This window comes from Polaribacter litorisediminis, assembly GCF_019968605.1.
In the GTDB taxonomy this organism is placed as follows: domain Bacteria; phylum Bacteroidota; class Bacteroidia; order Flavobacteriales; family Flavobacteriaceae; genus Polaribacter; species Polaribacter litorisediminis.
Map to the genome: position 1 here is coordinate 3,848,356 of NZ_CP082966.1, position 20,264 is coordinate 3,868,619.

Genomic DNA, 20,264 nt, shown 5'->3' on the forward strand with positions numbered 1-20,264 from the left:
AACTTGATTCGGTATTTGAACCTTTTATATGTTAAAATTAGACAAGAAAAGCCCTGCAAAATTAGAAGCTAAAATAATTTTAGCGTCTGATTTTGCAGGGTTTATTTAATGTCTAAAAATTTTTAATAACGTTTCTTCTTAGGAGCGCCAGTTCTTCCTCTTCCAGATGTAGCCCCAGCAGTTTTATTTCCTTTAAAATGAGGTTTGCTTTTTGGTTTGTCTCCTTGAGCATTAGAGTTTCCTTTCTTTTTACCAAAAGAATTTTTACTTTGGGTGGCAGCTCTTTTGGGAGGTGTTGTATCGGTAGGTTCAAAACCTTCTAAAACAGCAGTTTTTAATTTTTCATTTAAAACTTTTTCGATCTCCTTTTGGTATTCAGTTTCTTCACTACAAACTAAAGAAATTGCTTCTCCTGCGGCGCCAGCTCTTCCTGTTCTACCAATTCTATGTACATAATCTTCAGGTACATTAGGTAGTTCAAAATTAATTACATGAGGCAATAAAGGGATGTCTAAACCACGTGCCGCAATATCTGTTGCTACCAAAATTTTAATCGTATTCTCCTTAAAATTCTTTAATGCTTTTGTTCTTGCGCCCTGACTTTTATTCCCGTGAATGGCAGCAGCAGAAATTCCTGCTTTTATCAATTTTTCGGTTAGTTTATTAGCACCATGTTTGGTTCTTGTAAAAACCAAGACTTGATTCCAATTTCCGTCTTTTATCAATTGAATCGTCAACGCTGTTTTTTGGCTTTTATCAACCTTAAAAACTTTGTGAGATACTTTTTTTGCTGTAGAGTTTTGTGGTTCAGCTTCTACAGAAACAGGGTCTCTTAAAATGCCTTCTGCTAACTTTTTTATCTCTTTAGAAAACGTTGCAGAGAACATTAAATTTTGTCGCTTTGCAGGCATAAAACTAATGAGTTTATTTAAATCTCTAGCAAAACCCATGTCTAACATTCTGTCCGCTTCATCTAAAATTAAAACATCAATTCGTTTAAAAGAAACGGCTTTTTGATCGTGTAAATCTAACAATCTACCGGGCGTTGCTACTAAAATGTCTACACCTTGCTTTAAGGTTTTTATTTGAGAGGCTGCTTTAACGCCTCCAAAAACTACGGCAGACTTAATATTTACATACTTGCTATATTCTCTTACATTTTCATGTACTTGAGCGGCTAATTCTCTTGTAGGTGTTAAAACTAAAACACGCAAAGGTCTATATTTTGGATTTTTTGTTTCCGTTAAATATTGCAGAACAGGGAGCGTAAAACCTGCAGTTTTTCCGGTTCCTGTTTGTGCAGAAGCTAAAATATCTCTTCCTTCTAAAATAGGCGGAATTGCTTTTTGTTGAATTGGTGACGGTATTGTGTACCCTTTTTCTTCTACTGCTTTTACTAAAGCATCAGATAATCCTAATGATTTGAATGACATAATTGTTTTTTGAAGAAACAATTATTACCTATTGTTTCTAAATAAGCTGTAAATGTACGCTCATTTGTTGTTTTTAGGATGTTTTTGAGCTAATAATATTACTATCTAAGTTTTTTAGCAACAAAAAAAGATGCCTTAAAAGCATCTTTTTATTGTATATTTTCTCTTAAAATTATCTTCTTCGTCTTCTTCCGCCTCCTCTAAAGATTCCAACAATAAATAAAATGATAATGGCTCCAGAAGCTCCTATAATAATGTCGTCTAATATTGGTTGCCCAACACTAAAGTTAATTCCTAATTTTGCAAAAGCCCAGCTTCCAACAAAACTTCCTGCAACCCCAATAATAATGTTAAAAAATAAGCCAAATCCATTATCTCTCATTAAAACATCTGCAATGTACCCGCAGATTGCTCCAATAATAAGTGTGTATAAAATCCCCATAAGTTATAAATGTTAATTGATTAATTTGTGCTAAATTAGTAAAAATTATAAATAATCCCTATGCTCTTTCTCGTTTATAACGATTTTTTTAAAAAAATAGGTTAATTACAAAAGGGTATGAATAGAAAAACAATCTTAAAATGAAAAAACCGTTTTTACTTTTCTTGTTGATGATTTCTCAAATCGTAATTTCTCAACAAAAACCAACAAGCTCATCAACCATAAAAAATGCGATCGAGCAAAAAGAAAATTTAACTAAAAGTTCTTTAGTTAAAAATATTAATTTCACAAATATTGGGCCAACGGTTATGAGTGGTCGTGTGGCAGACGTTGCTGTAAATCCTAACAATACATCAGAATTTTATGTGGGGTACGCCTCTGGCGGATTGTGGTATACAAATAATAACGGAACTACTTTTACACCCGTTTTAGACAATTCTCCAACACAAAATATTGGTGATATTGCAGTAGACTGGAATTCAGACATAATTTGGGTAGGTACTGGAGAAAAAAATTCTTCGCGTTCTTCGTATGCCGGAATTGGTCTTTTAAAATCTTCGGATAAAGGTAAAACTTGGCAAAATGTTGGCTTGTTAGATTCGCATCATATCAGTAGAATTCTCATCAATCCAAAGAATACGGATGAGGTAATTGTGGGTGTTATTGGACATTTATATTCATCTAATAAAGAAAGAGGAATCTTTAAAACTACAGACGGAGGAAAAACTTGGACAAAATCATTGTTTATAAATGAAAATACAGGAGTTATAGATGTTGCGTTTGCACCAAAAAACTTTAATGTGATGTATGCCGCTTCTTGGGAACGAGAACGAAAAGCCTGGAATTTTGATGGTGATGGAAGTAATTCTGCCATTTATAAAAGTACAGATGCAGGAACTTCTTGGACAAAAATTTCTGATAAAAGTGGTTTCCCAACGGGAGATGGCGTGGGTAGAATTGGGTTGGCAGTTTTTAATGAAAACACGGTGTATGCTTTGCATGATAGTCAATTTAGAAGACCAAAGGATACCGACAAAAAACCAAAAGAAGGATTGACAAAAGAGGATTTCAAAACCATGTCTTCTGATGATTTTTTACAATTAGAGACTAAAAAATTAAATGCGTATTTGAAAGATAATGGTTTTCAAGAAAAGTACAGAGCAGAAAATGTGAAGCAAATGGTGCGGGTTGGTTCGGTAAAACCAAGTGATTTAGCTACGTATTTAGAAGACGCAAATTCTATAATGTTTGATACGCAAGTAATCGGTGCAGAAGTTTTTAAAACTACCAATGGCGGAAAATCTTGGAAAAAAACACATGATAATTTTTTAGATGGTGTGTATAGTTCTTATGGTTATTATTTTGGCGAAATTAGAGTGGATTTACAAGATGAAAACGGAATTTATGTTTTAGGAGTTCCGATTATAAAATCTAAAGATGGCGGAAAAACGTTCTCATCAATTAATGCAGAAAATGTGCATTCAGATCATCAAGCATTGTGGGTAAACCCTAAAAAATCAGGTCATATTTTAAACGGAAATGACGGTGGTTTAAACATGTCTTATGATGATGGTAAAAATTGGACGAAATTAAACGATCCTGCCGTTGGACAATTTTATTCCGTATATGCAGATACTCAGAAAAACTATAAAGTGTATGGTGGTTTGCAAGATAATGGGGTTTGGGTAGCCAATAACAATGCAAGAATCGATAAACGCTGGCAACAATCAGGTCATAATCCGTATGAGTCGATTATGGGAGGAGACGGAATGCAAGTTCAGGTTGATGAAAGAAATCAAAACATCGTCTATACAGGCTCTCAGTTCGGAAATTATTACAGACTTAATAGAGAAAACGGTGGTAGAAAATACATTCAGCCAAAACATACTTTAGGTGAAACTCCGTATCGTTTTAATTGGCAAACACCAATTTTATTATCAAAACACAACCAAGATATTTTGTATTTAGGAGGTAATAAATTGCATAGATCGTTAAACCAAGGGGATGATTGGGAAACGATTTCTGATGATTTAACTACAGGCGGTAAAAAAGGAAATGTGGCGTATGGAACGTTATCTACTATTTCTGAAAGTCCGTTTCAATTTGGATTAATTTATGTAGGTTCAGATGATGGATACATTCATGTAACCAAAAATGGTGGAGGTAGTTGGACAAGGATTTCTGGTAATTTACCTCAAAATTTATGGGTTTCAAGAGTGATTGCGTCATCACACAAAAAAGAAAGAGTATATGTAACCTTAAATGGGTACAGATTTGATGATTTTACGCCTTACATTTATATGTCTGATGATTATGGGCAAACTTGGGAGGATATTGGTGAATCAATTCCAACATCGGCTGTAAATGTCATTAAAGAAGACCCTGTAAACGAAAATATTTTATATGTCGGCACCGATAATGGTTTGTATATTTCTTTTGATAAAGGAGCTTCTTGGAATGTTTTTAGTAAAAATCTGCCCAATGTAGCCGTGCATGATTTGGTGATTCAACCTACAGCAAAACATTTAATTGTTGGGACGCATGGACGAAGTTTATACAAAGCAGATATCGCACCCTTACAAAAAATGGATGCTTCAATTTTAGAAAAACCTTTCCATATTTTTGCGATTGATAATATTCGAAAAAGCAACAATTGGGGACGTTCTTGGAGTCAATGGAGAGAACCAAATATACCAGAAATAACGATTCCTTTTTATGCAAATGCTACTAAAAAAGTAACGGCAGCTATTTACCATAAAGAGGTGCTTGTAAACTCAATTTCAGCGACCGCAGATAAAGGGTATAACGAAATGATTTTTGATGTATCTTTTTCCAAAAAAGGCAAAAAAGCCTTTGAAAAAGTGAATAAAAAAATAGATTTAAAAGAAGCACAAAACGGAGTTTTCTATTTACCAAAAGGAACCTATACGGTTCAAATAGGGGAAACAAAATCGGAATTTGAAATTAAATAGGGTTTATATTAGCAGAAGTAGATAAAGCTCGTTTGTTAACAGTACTGCATAGATGTTTACATTATAATGGGGTACTGTTAGCAAACGAGTATTAGTGAAAGCATTAAAAAGAGTTGAAATTGGGGCGTTTGCTTGCCTTAAACCTATGGATCACGTTCTTGATAGCTGTTTTTCTAGTATATGCATCAAAAAATGATCTGAATAGGGTGTTTATTTTACTTTTAATTGAAAATTTTATTTTTACTTTACGATGGCGTTTTTTTCTAAATTCTTCATTGTTTAAGTCCTCATTAAAGATTTTTAGATAAGCTTCTGTTTTAGTAGTAGCATTGTACTGCAAAGAAGGCGGACTATTAAAAACCTGAAAACAAGTAGCTAAAAAACAATTCAAAGGATTTTTTAAGTTTTTAAATTCATCAAAACTAGTTTTTGCTTCAGTTTTTTTAGATAACAAAAAGACATCATAAGCATTTCTTAAAACTATTGTATTATATCTAAATCCTCCGTCATTAATTTGTTCCGCAATAATAGATAAAGCGATTTGATGTTTAAAACTTAAAAAATTCATATTATTAATTTTCTGAGATTTCTTTTTAACTATAGCGTAGTTAAACTCAGCCCTGTGTTTTTTAATTAAAAGTTCTATATGTATTTCTACAGCAGCAATTTTATTTTTGTTTGTTAAAGGAGGTATATGCCTCTTTTCTCGCTCTAAGTGAAATTTCAAGTCAGATTTAGAGATGTATTTTTGCTCACGTAATAGTCTATAGGCTTTTGTGGCGTTCTCTTTACTAACAATTAAATCAATATCACCAACCATTCTTTCTGCAACGTCATCGTACAAACCTTCCAGCAAGTTGCCAGTACCTTTTAAAAAAATAGGAGTAATATCGTTTTTTAGTAATAATTCATTAATTTCTTTTGCTTGTGCAATAATTTTCTGATTTCTAGCTCTATTTACATCCGTAATTTGCTTCATAAAAACAACCAAATCTTCTGGTAAATAATGCAGAAAGTTAGCGCTTTTTAAATTGCAATATAAGGCAGGGAAAACAAACTGACCAGTACTTAATGTTACAACTAAGGGCCAATTAACAGTGTTTGATTTTAGAATATCTTCAACTAAAATTTTATTGTTTTCTTCATGTTTTATAGTTAAACACTTCCCAACAAAAAATAGAACTTCTTTACCGTTCATCATAATAAATTCATAACAATTTGATTCAAAAATAGAAAAAAATATTTTATTTGAGAGCAATGTCTTTTAGGAGTTTTTTAATCGAAAAGAATTCCTCTATGGGCTGCGTCGGGGTTTCCGTTGAAATTGTCATTCCCGTGAAATTTATGCTCAACTAGATTGGGTAACGGGAACCTAAATAATAGAATTTTGGTTTTTGACCTTTTTAGGTCAAAGCTTGTGCTCAACTTGATTGAGTATGAAACGAGCGAAACCTGCCTGCAGGTACCACTATGGATCTGCCTAGAAGATAGTTCGTTTCAAGAAATTCTTTATTAAAAAATTACATGATACCCATAATCGGCTGTATTTAAGAACCCATTTGCGATAAAAACAGGTGTCTTTTTTAAAATTATAATACACAAAAGTAGTTCCTCAAAAGTATTAAACAGTATAGAGCGAGAATTATAGTTTTTTTTAAATATAAAGTTATAGGTAGCTGCAAATTAAAATTTTTGATTATTAGTAGTGGTCTTTAGTTTAGTTTTTTACAAAAAATATTCGTAATAATTGGCAATATGTATATCATAGGCGTAAAAATACCTACATATAGGTATTGTATTGTAGCTTTTTCCACAATAGTTTTGATTTTTAAAATTTTGTAAACAATTGGTATGAAAAAAAAGCTACTATTAGTAGGCATGATCTTCTTTAGCATCATGGTGCAAGCGCACGAGTTTGCTCTAGACGATAATTTTGCAGAAAAAGAAAAACCCATAACTTTAAAAAAGAACTCATTTTGTAACATAAATATTCCAGATACAAACTTTGAGCAAGCATTAATCGATTTAGGTTATAATACCTATGGTTTAAATGGTAACATACTGATAACCGATGCTGAAGCCGTAACAAGTTTATCTTTACCAAATGCTATAAATGACTTAACAGGTATTGAAGGTTTTACACAATTAATAGATTTACACATTTCAGTTAGTAATAGTACTTCTTTAGATGGTTCTCAAAACACCAATTTAGATACTGTTAATTGCCGATCGAATACACTAACTTCATTAGAGCTATCTCAAAAAACTATTTAAAACAAAAAAACATGCAAAAGAAATTACTTACACTCATTTTTACTTTTTCTATTTTATTGTCTTTCGGACAAAATGAGTTTATTACCAAATGGAGAACGAATTTAGGCGTTCAGACAATAACAATACCTACAATTGGTTCTGGTTATAATTATACTGTAGATTGGGGAGATGGTACAATAGAAAATGGTTTTACAGGAGATGCAACACACAATTATGGAGTTGCTGGAGAATTTATCGTCAGTATTACTGGAGATTTCCCTAGAATTTATTTTAAACCTTCTAGTAGTGCTGTGAATAATACGCTTGTCGAAATAATGCAATGGGGATCTAATACTTGGACATCTATGGAAGATGCTTTTAATTCTTGTATAAGTTTAGAAATTACAGCAACCGATTCACCTAATTTAAATAATGTAACTAGTTTAAAATCAATGTTTAATTCATGTATTGCCTTAACAGGTAATTCATCAATAAATGATTGGGATGTTAGTACAATTCAAAATTTTGAAGAGATGTTTCGCAGTGCTGATAATTTTAATGCACCATTAAATAATTGGGATGTTGGTGCTGCACTAAATATGAAAGGTATGTTTTTTAGGACTAAAGAATTCAATCAAAACTTAAATAGTTGGGATGTTAGCAAAGTGGAGAATATGGATGCGATGTTTAGTCAAACTGATAGTTTTAATGGAGATATAACTTCTTGGGATATTGGTAGTGTTACCAATGTAAGTTCTATGTTTTCAGATAGCAGCTTTAATCAAGATATAAGTTCTTGGGGTGTTGGTCATCTCACCAATATGACTTCTATGTTTTCAGATAGCAGCTTTAATCAAGATATAAGTTCTTGGGATGTTAGTAATGTTACCGATATGACTTCTATGTTTTCAGGTAGTAGCTTTAATCAAGATATAAGTTCTTGGAATGTTAGTAGTGTTACCAATATGAGTTTTATGTTTGCATACGGTAGTTTTAATCAAGATATAAGTTCTTGGAATTTTGGTAATGTTACCAATATGAGTTCTATGTTTGAAGGAGATGATAGTTTTAAGCAAGATATGAGTGCTTGGGATGTTAGTAATGTTACCAATATGAGTTTTATGTTTGCATTCGGTAGTTTTAATCAAGATATAAGTTCTTGGGATGTTGGTAAGGTTACCAACATGGAAGCAATGTTTAGGTCTAACTCTCAATTTAATCAAGATATAAGTTCTTGGAACGTTAGCAGTGTTAATAGTATGCGTTCTATGTTTAGAGGAGCTGACAGGTTTGATCAAAATATAGGTACATGGGATGTTAGTAACGTAACAGATATGGCTTTAATGTTTCTTTCTTTTGAAGGTGGGTTATCTTCAAGGAATTATGATTTAATTTTGCAAGGTTGGTCTAATTTACCTAATCTTAGCCAAAATGTATCTATTAATGCTGACTACATTAGTTATTGTAATGCAGAAGCTGCGAGAACAAAATTAATTAATGATTATAACTGGAATATCTCTGATGCAGGTAAAGATTGTTCAGGTGAAGCTTTTATTACCAAATGGAAAACAACCACAGCAAATGAATCTATAACAATACCAACAACGGGTGCTGGTTATAATTATACCGTAGACTGGGGAGATGGTACTATTGAAAACGGGTTTACAGGCAATGCAACACATAGTTATACCATTGCTGGTGAATATGAAGTTAGTATTACTGGAGATTTCCCTAGAATTTATTTTAATAATGCTGGAAGCAAATTTAAAATAATAGATATTGTACAATGGGGATCAAATCCTTGGGTTTCCATGTTTGCGGCTTTTCAAAATTGTCCAAATCTAATTGTTTCTGCTATAGATACACCGAATTTAGAGAATGTAACTGATATGGGATACATGTTTTATGCTGCAACATCCCTAAACCAAGATCTTAGCTCATGGGATGTAAGTAATGTAACTTATATGAGTAGCATGTTTACTGAAGCAACATCCTTTAACCAAGACCTTAGTTCTTGGGATGTAAGTAATGTAACTGATATGTTAGGCATGTTTTTTAGTTCAGGTTTTGACGTAAATAATTACGATAAAGCTTTAATTGCTTGGTCTAATTTACCTACTCTTAAACAAAATGTATCTTTTGGTGCTCAAGGCGTTAGTTATTGTAATGGAGAGGCTGCAAGAACAAAATTAATAAATGATTATAACTGGAACATCACGGATGAAGGAAAAGATTGTAGTGATGTATATATTTCTATCCCAGATACAAACTTCGAGCAAGCATTAATCGATTTAGGTTATGATACCAATGGTTTAAACGGTAACATATTAACATCAGATGCTGTGGCTGTAACAAGTTTATCTTTACCAAGTGCTATTAGCGCTGCTATAACTGACTTAACGGGCATTGAAGGTTTTACACAATTAACATCTTTAACAATTGTTGGTAGTAAAATAACTTCGATAGATGTAAGTAAAAATGTTAATTTATTAAGTTTGTCCTTAGCAGATAATAGTGCTTTAACTGCTTTAGATGTATCTAAAAATGAAGATTTACGGTCATTAAATATTGGATTAACGGATTTAAGATCATCTGGAAAAATTGGATTAATATCAGTTTTAGATGTCAGTAACAATATTAATTTGGTTTCTATAAATGCTAGAGCACAAAGTTTAACTTCCTTAGATATATCTAATAATGTAGCATTAGAAAGCTTAGATTTAGAAAAAAATAATATCACTAGTTTAGATGTGTCTAATAATACAAAACTATATAGGCTTGATGTTACACAAACCAATTTAACAACTTTAGATGTAAGTAATCTAGCCGATTTAGGCGAGTTGTATGCACCGTTTAATTCATTGATTTCTTTAGATGTATCAAATAATCTCAAATTAGCAAGGCTAGACTGTAATAGTAATAACACAATTACAACGATATCTTTAGGGAATAATGATGTTTTAAGTTATTTAAATATATCGGGTAATTTACTAACTACGTTAGATACTTCTCAAAATAATGGACTGTTGGATTTAGAATGTGGTTTCAATAACCTTACAAGTTTAATTGTAAATGATGAGTTAAAAACACTTTCTTGCGACGATAATAATCTTACAAGCTTAGATGTAACTAACGCAACTAATTTAGAAGAACTTCGGTGTACTGAAAATTCTTTTTCTGCTTTAGATGTTACCAAGAATACAAAATTAACAGGTATACACGCAGATTATAATAGTTTAACAAGTATTGATCTAAGTAAAAACACAAATTTAGAGACGTTAGGTATATCTAATAATGCGCTAACAACACTAGAAATAAGTAATAATACTAAATTAGAATCTTTGGATTGTTCTGCAAATAATTTAACAGACATAGATTTCGGTACAAATATTAATTTAGGATCTATATCTGCGTATGAAAACGCATTAGCTACAATAGACGTTAGTAAATTAACAAACTTAACTCGTTTATCTGCATATAATAATAGCTTAACATCTTTAGATCTTAGTGAAAATTTACTTTTAGAGAGACTTGATGTTTCAAATAATCACATTGACTCCTTAAATTTATCTTTAAATAACTCGCTTCTTACTTTAGATGTTAGGGATAATTCACTAGAGTACCTAAATGTGAAAAATGGCAATAATATGAATATGATAATTCAAGGAACTTACGCATTGGATGTAGCTGGAAATCCAAATTTGACTTGTATCCAAGTAGATGATATTGCTTATGCAAATGCAAACTTCAATAAAGATGCAACAGCAAGTTTTAATTTAGGATGTGGTGTTAACACTGCAGCAACTAATGGTAATTGGAGTGATCCATCTAGTTGGAGTACAGGCGTTGTGCCAACATCAAATGATAACGTAACCATACCTGCAGGAACCACTTTACAAATTGGTTCTAATATTTCTGAAATAAACTCTTTAGTGAACGAGGGTAGTATTGTAATTGGGCCTACCTTTTCTTTAAAATCAAATACAACTTTAGTAAATAATGGCTCGATTGTTATGGATTCCGAAAGTAACAACAGTTCTGTATTGTTTGTACAAGGTGCCTCTTCAGGAACAATTACGTATAAGCGAGGTGGTCTTAAAGCAAATGCCTGGAGTTTGGTAGCACCACCAGTTTCAGGTCAAAAAATTGAAGAGTTTGCTTTAAATGCGGATAATGATATTAGAATAAATACCAGTGTATCTCCAAATAGATATGCTATTGCTTATCATGATGATACCGCAATAGAAGGAGAAAAATGGAAATATTACACCACAGATATCGCCTCTTCTTTAACTTTTACGGCTGGTGAAAGTTATTCAATGTCTAGAGGTACAGATGGATCTGTTAGTTTTACAGGTACTTTAACGACTGCAGACGTTAGTAAATCATTAAATGCAGGAGCCTGGAGCGCAATAGGGAATCCTTTTACAACCTACTATCCTGCAAATAAAAATAGTGAGAATAGTTTTTTAAATCAAAATTTCGCTGCATTAGATGATGAGTTTAAAGCGGTATATCTGTGGAGTACCACTCAGAATAAATTTGTTAGTGTTACAGAAATAGATATCAATAATCGCTCTTTAACACCGGGCCAAGGGTTTTTAATAAAATTAAAACCAAGCGCAACAAGTGTTCAATTTAATGAAGACAAAAGAACCTTAAAACCTAATGATGCTACAAATACCTTTGCGAAAAACAACGATTTGTACGCAGAACTTGCCTTAGAAAATGATAATTATAATGTTACAACTGCGATAAAGTTTTATCCAAATGCTACATTAGGGTTTGATGTAGGGTATGATATCAGAAATTTTGATGGTGCTAGTTTCGATGTATTTACGCACCTTGCCGACCAAAGCTCAGAGAACAATTTTAGCATTCAGTCAGTGCCTTCTACAGATATGGAAAACACGATAGTTCCTTTAGGAGTAAACTTACCGAATGAAGAGAAGGTGAAATTTACATTAAGCGCTGTGAACCTTCCAGAAGGAATACATGTTGTTATTGAAGATAGAATGCTAAACACCTTTAACAATATGAGTACAGACAATACGTATGTACCTGATTTTAGTCAAAACAAAAATTTAAAAGATCGATTCTTTGTTCATTTTAAAACTGCTTCGGCCTTATCAACGAATACTCCAACGCTCAATGAGATTAACATTTTTGTAAAAGAGAGAGTTTTGTTTGTAGAAGGTATTAAAAATGAGAAAGCATTGAAAGTATTTAATATGCTGGGGCAAGAGCTTCTTACAGTAAACTTAGAGGCAGATAGCAATCAAATAAATTTACCAAACCACATAAAAAGCGGTATTTATTTGATTTCTATAAAAGCAGATACTCAAACACATACGCAAAGAATATTATTAAAATAAAAAATAAGCAAAATGAAAGAAGATCAGAAAATTTCAAGAAAAGAAGCCATGAAAATTATGGGTACCTATGGTAAGTATGCTGCATTTGCATCGCTAGGTACTTTTATTATGTTATCTCCTCTAAAATCACAAGCCTCTAGCGTTGCCGCAGGAGCTGGTCCTGTAGGAACAGATGATTTAGGAACAGGTTTTGATTAATGTTAAATAAGAAAAAGTAATGGTTAGGTTTAAACGAGTTGATGAAAATCAACTCGTTTACTATTTTAAATAGGTGCTGTTGTTTATTTTTCAAAGCGACCAGCAATATTGTAGGATTTTTTGTGAGCTTCCGAAAATAGGGTCAATTTGTCTTTTAATTTTTAAAAACTGGAACACAAGTACTGTTGATCATCAGAAAATGACAATGAAGAGAAGTTCGTTTCATAAACGCAAATAATCGCATTAAAATAGCTATATTACCCGATAAAAATAGGATTGAGGTAATATGAAAATCAGAAAAACTTGTATGCTACTTTTGTTTGTGGTTTCTGTTGCTACAAATGCCCAATCTAATTTTAATAAATTTCTAAAATTATCTGGGCCCACAAAAAAATGGGTTCTGTTGCATCCTTTCAAGGCAAAAAAAGCATTGATAATTTCTTCAGAAGCACAGCGAGTTTCAGATTCTATTGCAAAAACGAATGGATTAGATAAAGATGCTGCTGGCGGACAAGTAGATGCTTTTAGACATGCCTACTGGATGGCAAGATTGCGACAAGAAATAGGCAAGTGTGCCGCTCGATCTTTAGGAAAAGCGCATGAAAAAGAAAATTATGGTACGTTTAAAAAGAATAAATTAGAAGATGGAGTAGTACCTGATAAAATTTCATCAACAATGGATTTACATAATAATGAGGAAGGTTTAAAACTGACAATTAAAGGAAGTAAGACTCCGAAAAAAGGGCTCATTTATAAAATTATAAATGCTATTGCACAGGGTAAAATGAAAATTATCAAAAAAGATCAAGAGGGTAATTTTTTAACGTGTGATGAGAAAATAATACGTTTAGAATCCTTAAAAGGAAAATGGGAAAATAATAAGTGTCTAGTGTCTTCGAATAAAACTTATTTAAAATTATTCTAAATACAGGCGAAAACGTTGTAAATTCTTTGTAATGCACCTCCTTTAGACGTATTTTTGTTCACAAAATTATAATCAATTAAACAATGAGCGGATTTTTCAAATCTTCAATTGGAAGAAAAGTAGCCATGGCGCTATCAGCATTTTTTTTAATGTTCTTCCTACTTCAGCATTTAGCCATAAATATTTTATCAGTTTTAAGTCCAGATACCTTTAACGAAGTATCTCATTTTATGGGCACAAATCCTTTGGTGCAATTTGCATTGCAACCTGTCTTAATTTTTGCGGTTGTTTTTCACTTTGTAATGGGCTTTATTTTAGAGCTCAAAAACAAAAAAGCTAACGGGACACCCTATGCCAAAAATAATGGAGCAGCAAACTCAACCTGGTTTAGTAGAAATATGATTTGGAGTGGAATTACCATATTAGCTTTTATTCTTTTACATTTTATTGATTTTTGGTTTCCAGAAATCAATACCAAATTTATACAAGGAGATTGGTCAGGAACAATGGAGGGAGTAGAAGGTTTGCGTTATCACGAAGAGCTAGTGCATAAATTTGCACATCCAGCAAGAGTAATAGCCTATGTAGTTTCTTTTATCTTTTTAGGGTTGCACTTAGCACACGGTTTTACATCGGCATTTCAATCTGTTGGTGGCACCGCAGGAAGAAAGAAAACATTACAAACTATTGGTAAAGCATATTCAATAATAGTTCCTCTAGGATTTATTTTTATTGCAATTTATCATCACCTTAACCATTAATCTTAAAAAATACTATGGCTTTAGATTCAAAAGTACCAAAAGGTCCAATTAAAGATAAATGGACAACTTATAAAGATCAAATTAATTTAGTAAACCCGGCAAACAAGCGTCATATAGATGTTATTGTAGTTGGTACAGGATTAGCTGGAGGTTCTGCTGCTGCAACGTTAGCAGAATTAGGCTACAATGTAAAAGCATTCGCATATCAAGATTCACCAAGAAGAGCGCATTCTATTGCAGCGCAAGGAGGAATTAACGCAGCAAAAAATTATCAAGGAGACGGAGATTCTACTTACAGATTGTTTTATGACACTGTAAAGGGTGGAGATTATCGTTCTCGTGAAGCAAACGTATATAGATTGGCCGAAGTTTCTTCAAATATTATTGATCAATGTGTAGCACAAGGAGTTCCTTTTGCACGTGATTATGGTGGTTTGTTAGACAACCGTTCTTTTGGTGGGGTTTTAGTTTCTAGAACTTTTTATGCAAAAGGACAAACAGGTCAGCAATTATTATTAGGTGCCTATTCTGCTATGAATAGACAGATTGCTCGTGGTAAAATAGAAATGTTTAACAGACATGAAATGTTAGATGTTGTTATTGTTGATGGAAAAGCAAGAGGTATTATTGCAAGAGATTTAGTTACTGGAGAAATAGAACGTCATTCTGCACATGCTGTAGTTGTTGCTTCTGGTGGTTATGGAAATGTATATTTCTTATCCACCAATGCCATGGGTTCTAATGTAACGGCAAGTTGGAAAATTCACAAAAAAGGGGCGTATTTTGCAAATCCTTGTTATACACAAATTCATCCAACATGTATACCGCGTTCTGGAGATTATCAGTCTAAATTAACATTGATGTCAGAGTCTCTAAGAAATGATGGAAGAATTTGGGTGCCTAAACATTTAAAAGATGTTGAAGCGATAAAAGCCGGTACTTTAAAACCAACACAATTAAAAGAAGAGGATAGAGATTATTTCTTAGAAAGACGTTACCCAGCGTTTGGTAATTTAGTGCCACGTGATGTTGCTTCTAGAGCAGCAAAAGAACGTTGCGACGCAGGTTATGGAGTAAATGCTACCGGTGAAGCGGTGTATTTAGATTTTGCAGCTTCCTTTGAAAGATATGGAAAAGAACAAGCTAAAATTCATAATTTAGTAAACCCTACGGAGGCTAAAATAAAAGAATTAGGACAAGAAATTGTAAAAGCGAAATATGGAAATTTATTTCAGATGTATGAGAAAATCATAGATCAAAATCCTTATGAGACGCCCATGATGATTTATCCAGCAGTGCATTATACAATGGGGGGTATATGGGTTGATTATAATTTGATGACTACAATTCCGGGTTGTTATGCAATCGGAGAAGCCAACTTTTCTGATCACGGAGCAAATAGATTAGGAGCTTCTGCATTAATGCAAGGTTTAGCAGATGGTTATTTTGTGTTGCCTTATACGATTGGAGATTATTTAGCGGATGATATTAGAACAGGAAAAATATCAACAGAAACGCCAGAATTTGAAGCAGCAGAAAAATCTGTGAAAGATAGCATCGATTTCTTCATCAATAATAAAGGAACCCGTTCTGTAGATTATTACCACAAAAAATTAGGAAAAATAATGTGGGATAAATGTGGAATGTCTAGAAACGCAGAAGGATTAAAAGAAGCAATTGAAGAAATATCAGCCTTAAGAAAAGACTTTTGGCAAAATGTTTCTGTTCCTGGTGGAGACAAGCAGTTCAATGAGGAATTAGCAAAAGCAGGTAGAGTTGCAGATTTTCTAGAATTAGGTGAATTATTTGCAAAAGATGCTTTGGTGAGAGAAGAGTCTGCAGGAGGACACTTTAGAGAAGAACACCAAACGCCAGAAGGAGAAGCAAAACGATTAAAAGAATTTCAATTCGTTTCTGCTTGGGAATACAAAGGAGAGCCAAAAGATGCTGTTTTGCATAAAGAGCCTCTAAAGTATGAAAATATTGAAGTTAAAGAAAGAAGTTATAAATAATATAGTTTATGGTTGATGGTTGTTAGTTTATGGAAACAGCAACTAACAACAAACAACTAAAAACCAAAAACTAAATAGAAATGAAGCTTACACTTAAAATTTGGAGACAGAAAGACTCAAAATCAAAGGGTCAAATGGTAGATTACAAAGTGACTGAAATTTCAGAACACATGTCTTTTTTGGAGATGATGGATGTTTTGAATGAACAGTTGGTAAATTCTGGTGAAGAACCAGTTGCTTTTGATCACGACTGTAGAGAAGGTATTTGTGGTATGTGCTCTATGTATATTAACGGAGAAGCGCATGGACCAGATAGAGGGGTAACAACTTGCCAATTACATATGCGTATGTTTAATGATGGTGATACAATTACAATAGAACCTTTTAGAGCTGCTGCTTTTCCTGTAATTAAAGATTTAGCAGTAGACAGATCTGCCTTTGATAGAATTCAGCATTCTGGTGGGTATATTTCTGTAAACACTTCTGGTAACACCCAAGATGCAAACTCAATACCAATTTCTAAGCACGCTGCAGATACCGCAATGGATGCTGCCACTTGTATTGGTTGTGGTGCTTGTGTAGCTACTTGTAAAAACAGTTCTGCGATGTTATTTGTGGGCGCAAAAGTATCTCAGTATGCATTATTACCTCAAGGACAAGTAGAAGCAGCAGATCGTGTTAAAAATATGGTAGCGCAAATGGATTTAGAAGGTTTTGGAAACTGTACAAACACTGGTGCTTGTGAAGTAGAATGCCCAAAAGGAATTTCTTTAGATACTATTGCAAGAATGAACAGAGAATTGATGAAAGCATCAATATAAACACTCACTGTCTTAGCTAGCGATAGCAGCAATCTTTTAATAAAAAAGTCTTAAACTATAAAACCCAAAACTAATTTTAGTTTTGGGTTTTATAGTTTAAGAATTATCTATTTTTCTTTAAAATCTTTAAAATCTTCAAAATCCTTAAAAAAATCTTTTAGGTTTATATCAAAAAATTTTAAGATAAATAAAAGACGCGGTACACTTAACTTTATATATCCATTTTCTAATTTTGAATACGCATTATCGCTTAAACCAAGTCTTTTTCCTACTTCATATTGGGTTAAACCTTTTTCTTTTCTAATTGAAATTAGATTTTTTAAAATAGCTTCATATTCGTCTTTTACAAAGTAAGTAAAGAAGTCTTTCTTTTTCAAAAAAACAAAAGTAGTACATATTTTCAACATAAAATGGAAATCGATTTGCTTTTTTAAACCAATAAAGTTTCTCAAATTTGAAAAACTAAAATAGTCGAAAACTAAAAGATTAACAAAAAGTACATATTCTCTATAAGAGAAGTCTCTTTTTTTAAAGATTAATTTGAAAAGTTAGTAAGAAATATAATTTTAGAGAAAAGTAAAAAAACCTCCGCTTGCGGAATTAAGAAATATAAAAATTACCAAATAAATGTATCACCTAAAACTAATGCTTATGTAAATAAACAGATACCCGATAAATTCGGGCACAAGCAGAGGAAGTATTGCAAAAGTAAGGCTTTTTCTACCAATTTTTTAGAGAATTTTAATTTGGTGTACTCAACTAAAAACTCGAAAAATAATTAATAAATAAACCTAAATAATAGGTTTTAAATTTTAGAAAAATGAAAAAAGTAATTTTAAGTTTAGTATTTGTTTTATCATTTACTAGCCTTACAATCGCCATCGATAAAAATAAAAGTGAACCAGATATTGAAGGGTGTCATAAGGCTGCTAGTGAGTTAGCAGGTTTGCTTGCAATATACAATAACAATAGCTTTGAAGAAGAAGAAGATGACTATAATTATTTAATGACTTTATGTTTGGAGGCTAACTAAAAAATAATTTCTAAAGGGGAGTTACTCCCCTTTTACTTAAAACTTTTCTAAAATATGAAATTTTTAAAATTCTATATCTATTTTTTTATAACCTTTTCCTCTTTTTCACAAAGTGGAGAAGTAATTTATGAAGCAGAAATTATACCAATAGACTTCAAAAAAAAAATAAAAAATGATACTATTACTAAATCACAGAAAGAGACATTAGGAGCTATCTTTAGAGATCAATCTAAAGTGAGGTATAGATTAGTTTTCACTAGAGAAGAATCTTACTTCGAAAAGTATAAAACTATCAATTTAGAAAAAGATAGATTAAATTTTGCTGAGAGGAAAATGGGTAAAGGTATTTATTATATCAACAAAAATTTAAAAGAGATTATTCATCACAAATTTTATTCAGGTCAAGAATTTTTAATAGAAATCCCTTCTTTTAATTGGAAACTAAGTCAAGAAACAAGACAAATAGGAAAGTACATATGTTACAAGGCAACAACTACAAAACATGTTGAAGGTAGAAATGGTAAAATGGAAAGAAAAATTATAGCTTGGTACACTGAAGAAATCTCTTATAACTTTGGACCTAAATATTTTAGTGGTTTACCTGGATTAATTTTAGAACTACAAGAGGATAATTTATTAATACAAACTTCTAAAATAATATTAGAGCCTAAAAAGAAACTTGTAATTAAAAAGCCAAATAAAGGTGAAAAAGTAACTTTAAAAGAATATGACTCTATCGTAAAAGAAATGTATTACAGTCGTCGTAGAAGAAATTAAAAACCTCCGCTTGCGGAATTAAGAAATATAAAAATTACCAAATAAATGTATCACCTAAAACTAATGCTTATGTAAATAAACAATAACAAGCAGAGGAAGTGTTGCAAAAGTACCACTTTTTCTACCAATTTTTTAGAGAATTTTAATTTGATTTATTCAACTAAAAACTAAATAAAAATATTTAAATAAATTAAATTTTTACAAAATGAAAAAAGTAATACTAAGTCTAGTATTTGCACTAGCAACAGGAACGAGTTTTATGAATGCAGAAAATAATAAATCAATTTCTTTTGAAATAGATTGTATTCAATTGGCATTTGATATAGATGCAGAAACACCTCTTACATATGAGCAATTTGATTCTGTAGTTAGTAATTGTGAAAAAGCAAAATTGAAAAAAGCACCACAGAATTAATATAAAGCAGAGAGTAAAAATGTTTTTCTCCCTGCTATTAAATTTTTAAATAAGTAATCATAAATAAAAAAATATATTATGAAAAAGTGTCTTTTACCAATCCCAACATTTATTTTATTTTTTATAGCATCACAAATTTATTCGCAAGAGACTTATATAAATGTATATTATAAAAAAGTTAGCACTTTTGTACTGAATAAAAAAAAACAGACGTATGCCAATAAAATATTAAAACAGACTCAAGAAGATATGGAGAAGTTAGAATATAAACTAACTTTTAATAATACTACCTCAATATTTAAAGAAGTACCTAAAATGGGTTTAGATGATAATTCAACAACAGCTATGTTAAGCAAATCTTTTGGTGATACAGAAGGTATTTTTTACACAGATAGAAAAACGGGAAAGACAATACGTGAACAAGAGTTTGAATCAGAATTATTTTTAGTTGAACATGAAAAGATGAATGACTGGAAACTTACGCAAGAAACAAAGAAGATTGGCAAATATATATGTTATAAAGCAACGAGAAAAGATTCATACATAAATAGGTCAGGAGAGAAAAAATATTTTGCTGTAATTGCATGGTACACATTAGAATTACCTTATAATTTTGGGCCAGTAAAATATAATGGTTTGCCAGGTTTAATTTTAGAATTAACTAATAGACAAGCAAAACTATATGTTAGTAAGATTGAATTAAATCCTAAAAAACAAAACAATATTTTAAAACCTAAAAAAGGTAAAAATGTAAAAAAAATAGAATATGATAATATTGTTAGAGGTTTAGCTAAGAATTTCGATAAGATTTATAAACGTAATTAAAATTTTGTTTTTAAAAGAAAAC

At 31.8% G+C, this 20,264-nt stretch carries 16 protein-coding genes; 12 read left to right on the top strand and 4 right to left on the bottom strand.

What is annotated here, in order from left to right:
* Positions 1-122: 122 nt before the first annotated feature.
* Together K8354_RS16545 and K8354_RS16550 are read right to left on the bottom strand one after the other, a co-directional pair.
* Positions 123-1,433, bottom strand: coding sequence for a DEAD/DEAH box helicase (locus tag K8354_RS16545; protein ID WP_223443276.1), 1,311 nt, complete (start codon positions 1,431-1,433; stop codon positions 123-125).
* A 172-nt stretch (positions 1,434-1,605) separates the two neighbouring features.
* Positions 1,606-1,875, bottom strand: coding sequence for a GlsB/YeaQ/YmgE family stress response membrane protein (locus K8354_RS16550; protein ID WP_223443278.1), 270 nt, complete (start codon positions 1,873-1,875; stop codon positions 1,606-1,608).
* 140 nt (positions 1,876-2,015) lie between these two features.
* On the opposite strand from K8354_RS16550, the gene K8354_RS16555 reads away from it, so the two are divergent.
* The gene (locus K8354_RS16555) at positions 2,016-4,847 is read left to right on the top strand and encodes a WD40/YVTN/BNR-like repeat-containing protein (protein ID WP_223443280.1); all 2,832 of its coding nucleotides are present in this window, start codon (positions 2,016-2,018) and stop codon (positions 4,845-4,847) included.
* A gap of 103 nt (positions 4,848-4,950) precedes the next feature.
* Here K8354_RS16555 and K8354_RS16560 read toward each other — a convergent pair whose 3' ends face one another.
* The gene (locus K8354_RS16560; protein WP_223443283.1) at positions 4,951-6,048 is read right to left on the bottom strand and encodes a nucleotidyltransferase family protein; all 1,098 of its coding nucleotides are present in this window, start codon (positions 6,046-6,048) and stop codon (positions 4,951-4,953) included.
* A 650-nt stretch (positions 6,049-6,698) separates the two neighbouring features.
* Between K8354_RS16560 and K8354_RS16565 the strand changes: the two genes are divergently transcribed.
* The 7 genes from K8354_RS16565 (at position 6,699) to K8354_RS16595 (ending at position 17,192) form a co-directional block, all read left to right on the top strand.
* The gene (locus K8354_RS16565; protein WP_223443285.1) at positions 6,699-7,121 is read left to right on the top strand and encodes a hypothetical protein; all 423 of its coding nucleotides are present in this window, start codon (positions 6,699-6,701) and stop codon (positions 7,119-7,121) included.
* A gap of 11 nt (positions 7,122-7,132) precedes the next feature.
* Complete coding sequence (locus tag K8354_RS16570) at positions 7,133-12,475, top strand: BspA family leucine-rich repeat surface protein (RefSeq protein ID WP_223443287.1); 5,343 nt, start codon at positions 7,133-7,135, stop codon at positions 12,473-12,475.
* Between the two features lie 12 nt (positions 12,476-12,487).
* Positions 12,488-12,673 (top strand): hypothetical protein, encoded by a 186-nt coding sequence (locus K8354_RS16575; RefSeq protein WP_223443289.1) that lies wholly within the window; start codon positions 12,488-12,490, stop codon positions 12,671-12,673.
* Between the two features lie 286 nt (positions 12,674-12,959).
* Positions 12,960-13,598, top strand: coding sequence for a DUF6973 domain-containing protein (locus K8354_RS16580; RefSeq protein WP_223443291.1), 639 nt, complete (start codon positions 12,960-12,962; stop codon positions 13,596-13,598).
* An 83-nt stretch (positions 13,599-13,681) separates the two neighbouring features.
* Positions 13,682-14,359 carry a succinate dehydrogenase cytochrome b subunit gene (locus tag K8354_RS16585; RefSeq protein ID WP_223443293.1) on the top strand — a complete coding sequence of 226 codons (678 nt, stop codon included), beginning with the start codon at positions 13,682-13,684 and terminating at the stop codon, positions 14,357-14,359.
* 14 nt (positions 14,360-14,373) lie between these two features.
* Positions 14,374-16,371 (top strand): fumarate reductase/succinate dehydrogenase flavoprotein subunit, encoded by a 1,998-nt coding sequence (locus K8354_RS16590; protein ID WP_223443295.1) that lies wholly within the window; start codon positions 14,374-14,376, stop codon positions 16,369-16,371.
* An 80-nt stretch (positions 16,372-16,451) separates the two neighbouring features.
* Complete coding sequence (locus K8354_RS16595; RefSeq protein WP_223443296.1) at positions 16,452-17,192, top strand: succinate dehydrogenase/fumarate reductase iron-sulfur subunit; 741 nt, start codon at positions 16,452-16,454, stop codon at positions 17,190-17,192.
* Between the two features lie 107 nt (positions 17,193-17,299).
* On the opposite strand, the gene K8354_RS16600 is transcribed toward K8354_RS16595, so the two are convergent.
* Positions 17,300-17,569 carry a helix-turn-helix domain-containing protein gene (locus K8354_RS16600; protein ID WP_223443299.1) on the bottom strand — a complete coding sequence of 90 codons (270 nt, stop codon included), beginning with the start codon at positions 17,567-17,569 and terminating at the stop codon, positions 17,300-17,302.
* Positions 17,570-18,012: 443 nt separating this feature from the next.
* On the opposite strand from K8354_RS16600, the gene K8354_RS16605 reads away from it, so the two are divergent.
* The 4 genes from K8354_RS16605 to K8354_RS16620 all read left to right on the top strand — a co-directional run bounded on the left by K8354_RS16605 (position 18,013) and on the right by K8354_RS16620 (position 20,242).
* Positions 18,013-18,225 carry a hypothetical protein gene (locus tag K8354_RS16605; RefSeq protein WP_223443302.1) on the top strand — a complete coding sequence of 71 codons (213 nt, stop codon included), beginning with the start codon at positions 18,013-18,015 and terminating at the stop codon, positions 18,223-18,225.
* A gap of 54 nt (positions 18,226-18,279) precedes the next feature.
* Complete coding sequence (locus K8354_RS16610) at positions 18,280-19,002, top strand: GLPGLI family protein (RefSeq protein ID WP_223443304.1); 723 nt, start codon at positions 18,280-18,282, stop codon at positions 19,000-19,002.
* Between the two features lie 205 nt (positions 19,003-19,207).
* On the top strand, positions 19,208-19,417 hold the full coding sequence (locus K8354_RS16615) for a hypothetical protein (protein WP_223443306.1): 210 nt from the start codon (positions 19,208-19,210) through the stop codon (positions 19,415-19,417).
* 78 nt (positions 19,418-19,495) lie between these two features.
* On the top strand, positions 19,496-20,242 hold the full coding sequence (locus K8354_RS16620; protein WP_223443308.1) for a GLPGLI family protein: 747 nt from the start codon (positions 19,496-19,498) through the stop codon (positions 20,240-20,242).
* Positions 20,243-20,264: the final 22 nt, after the last annotated feature.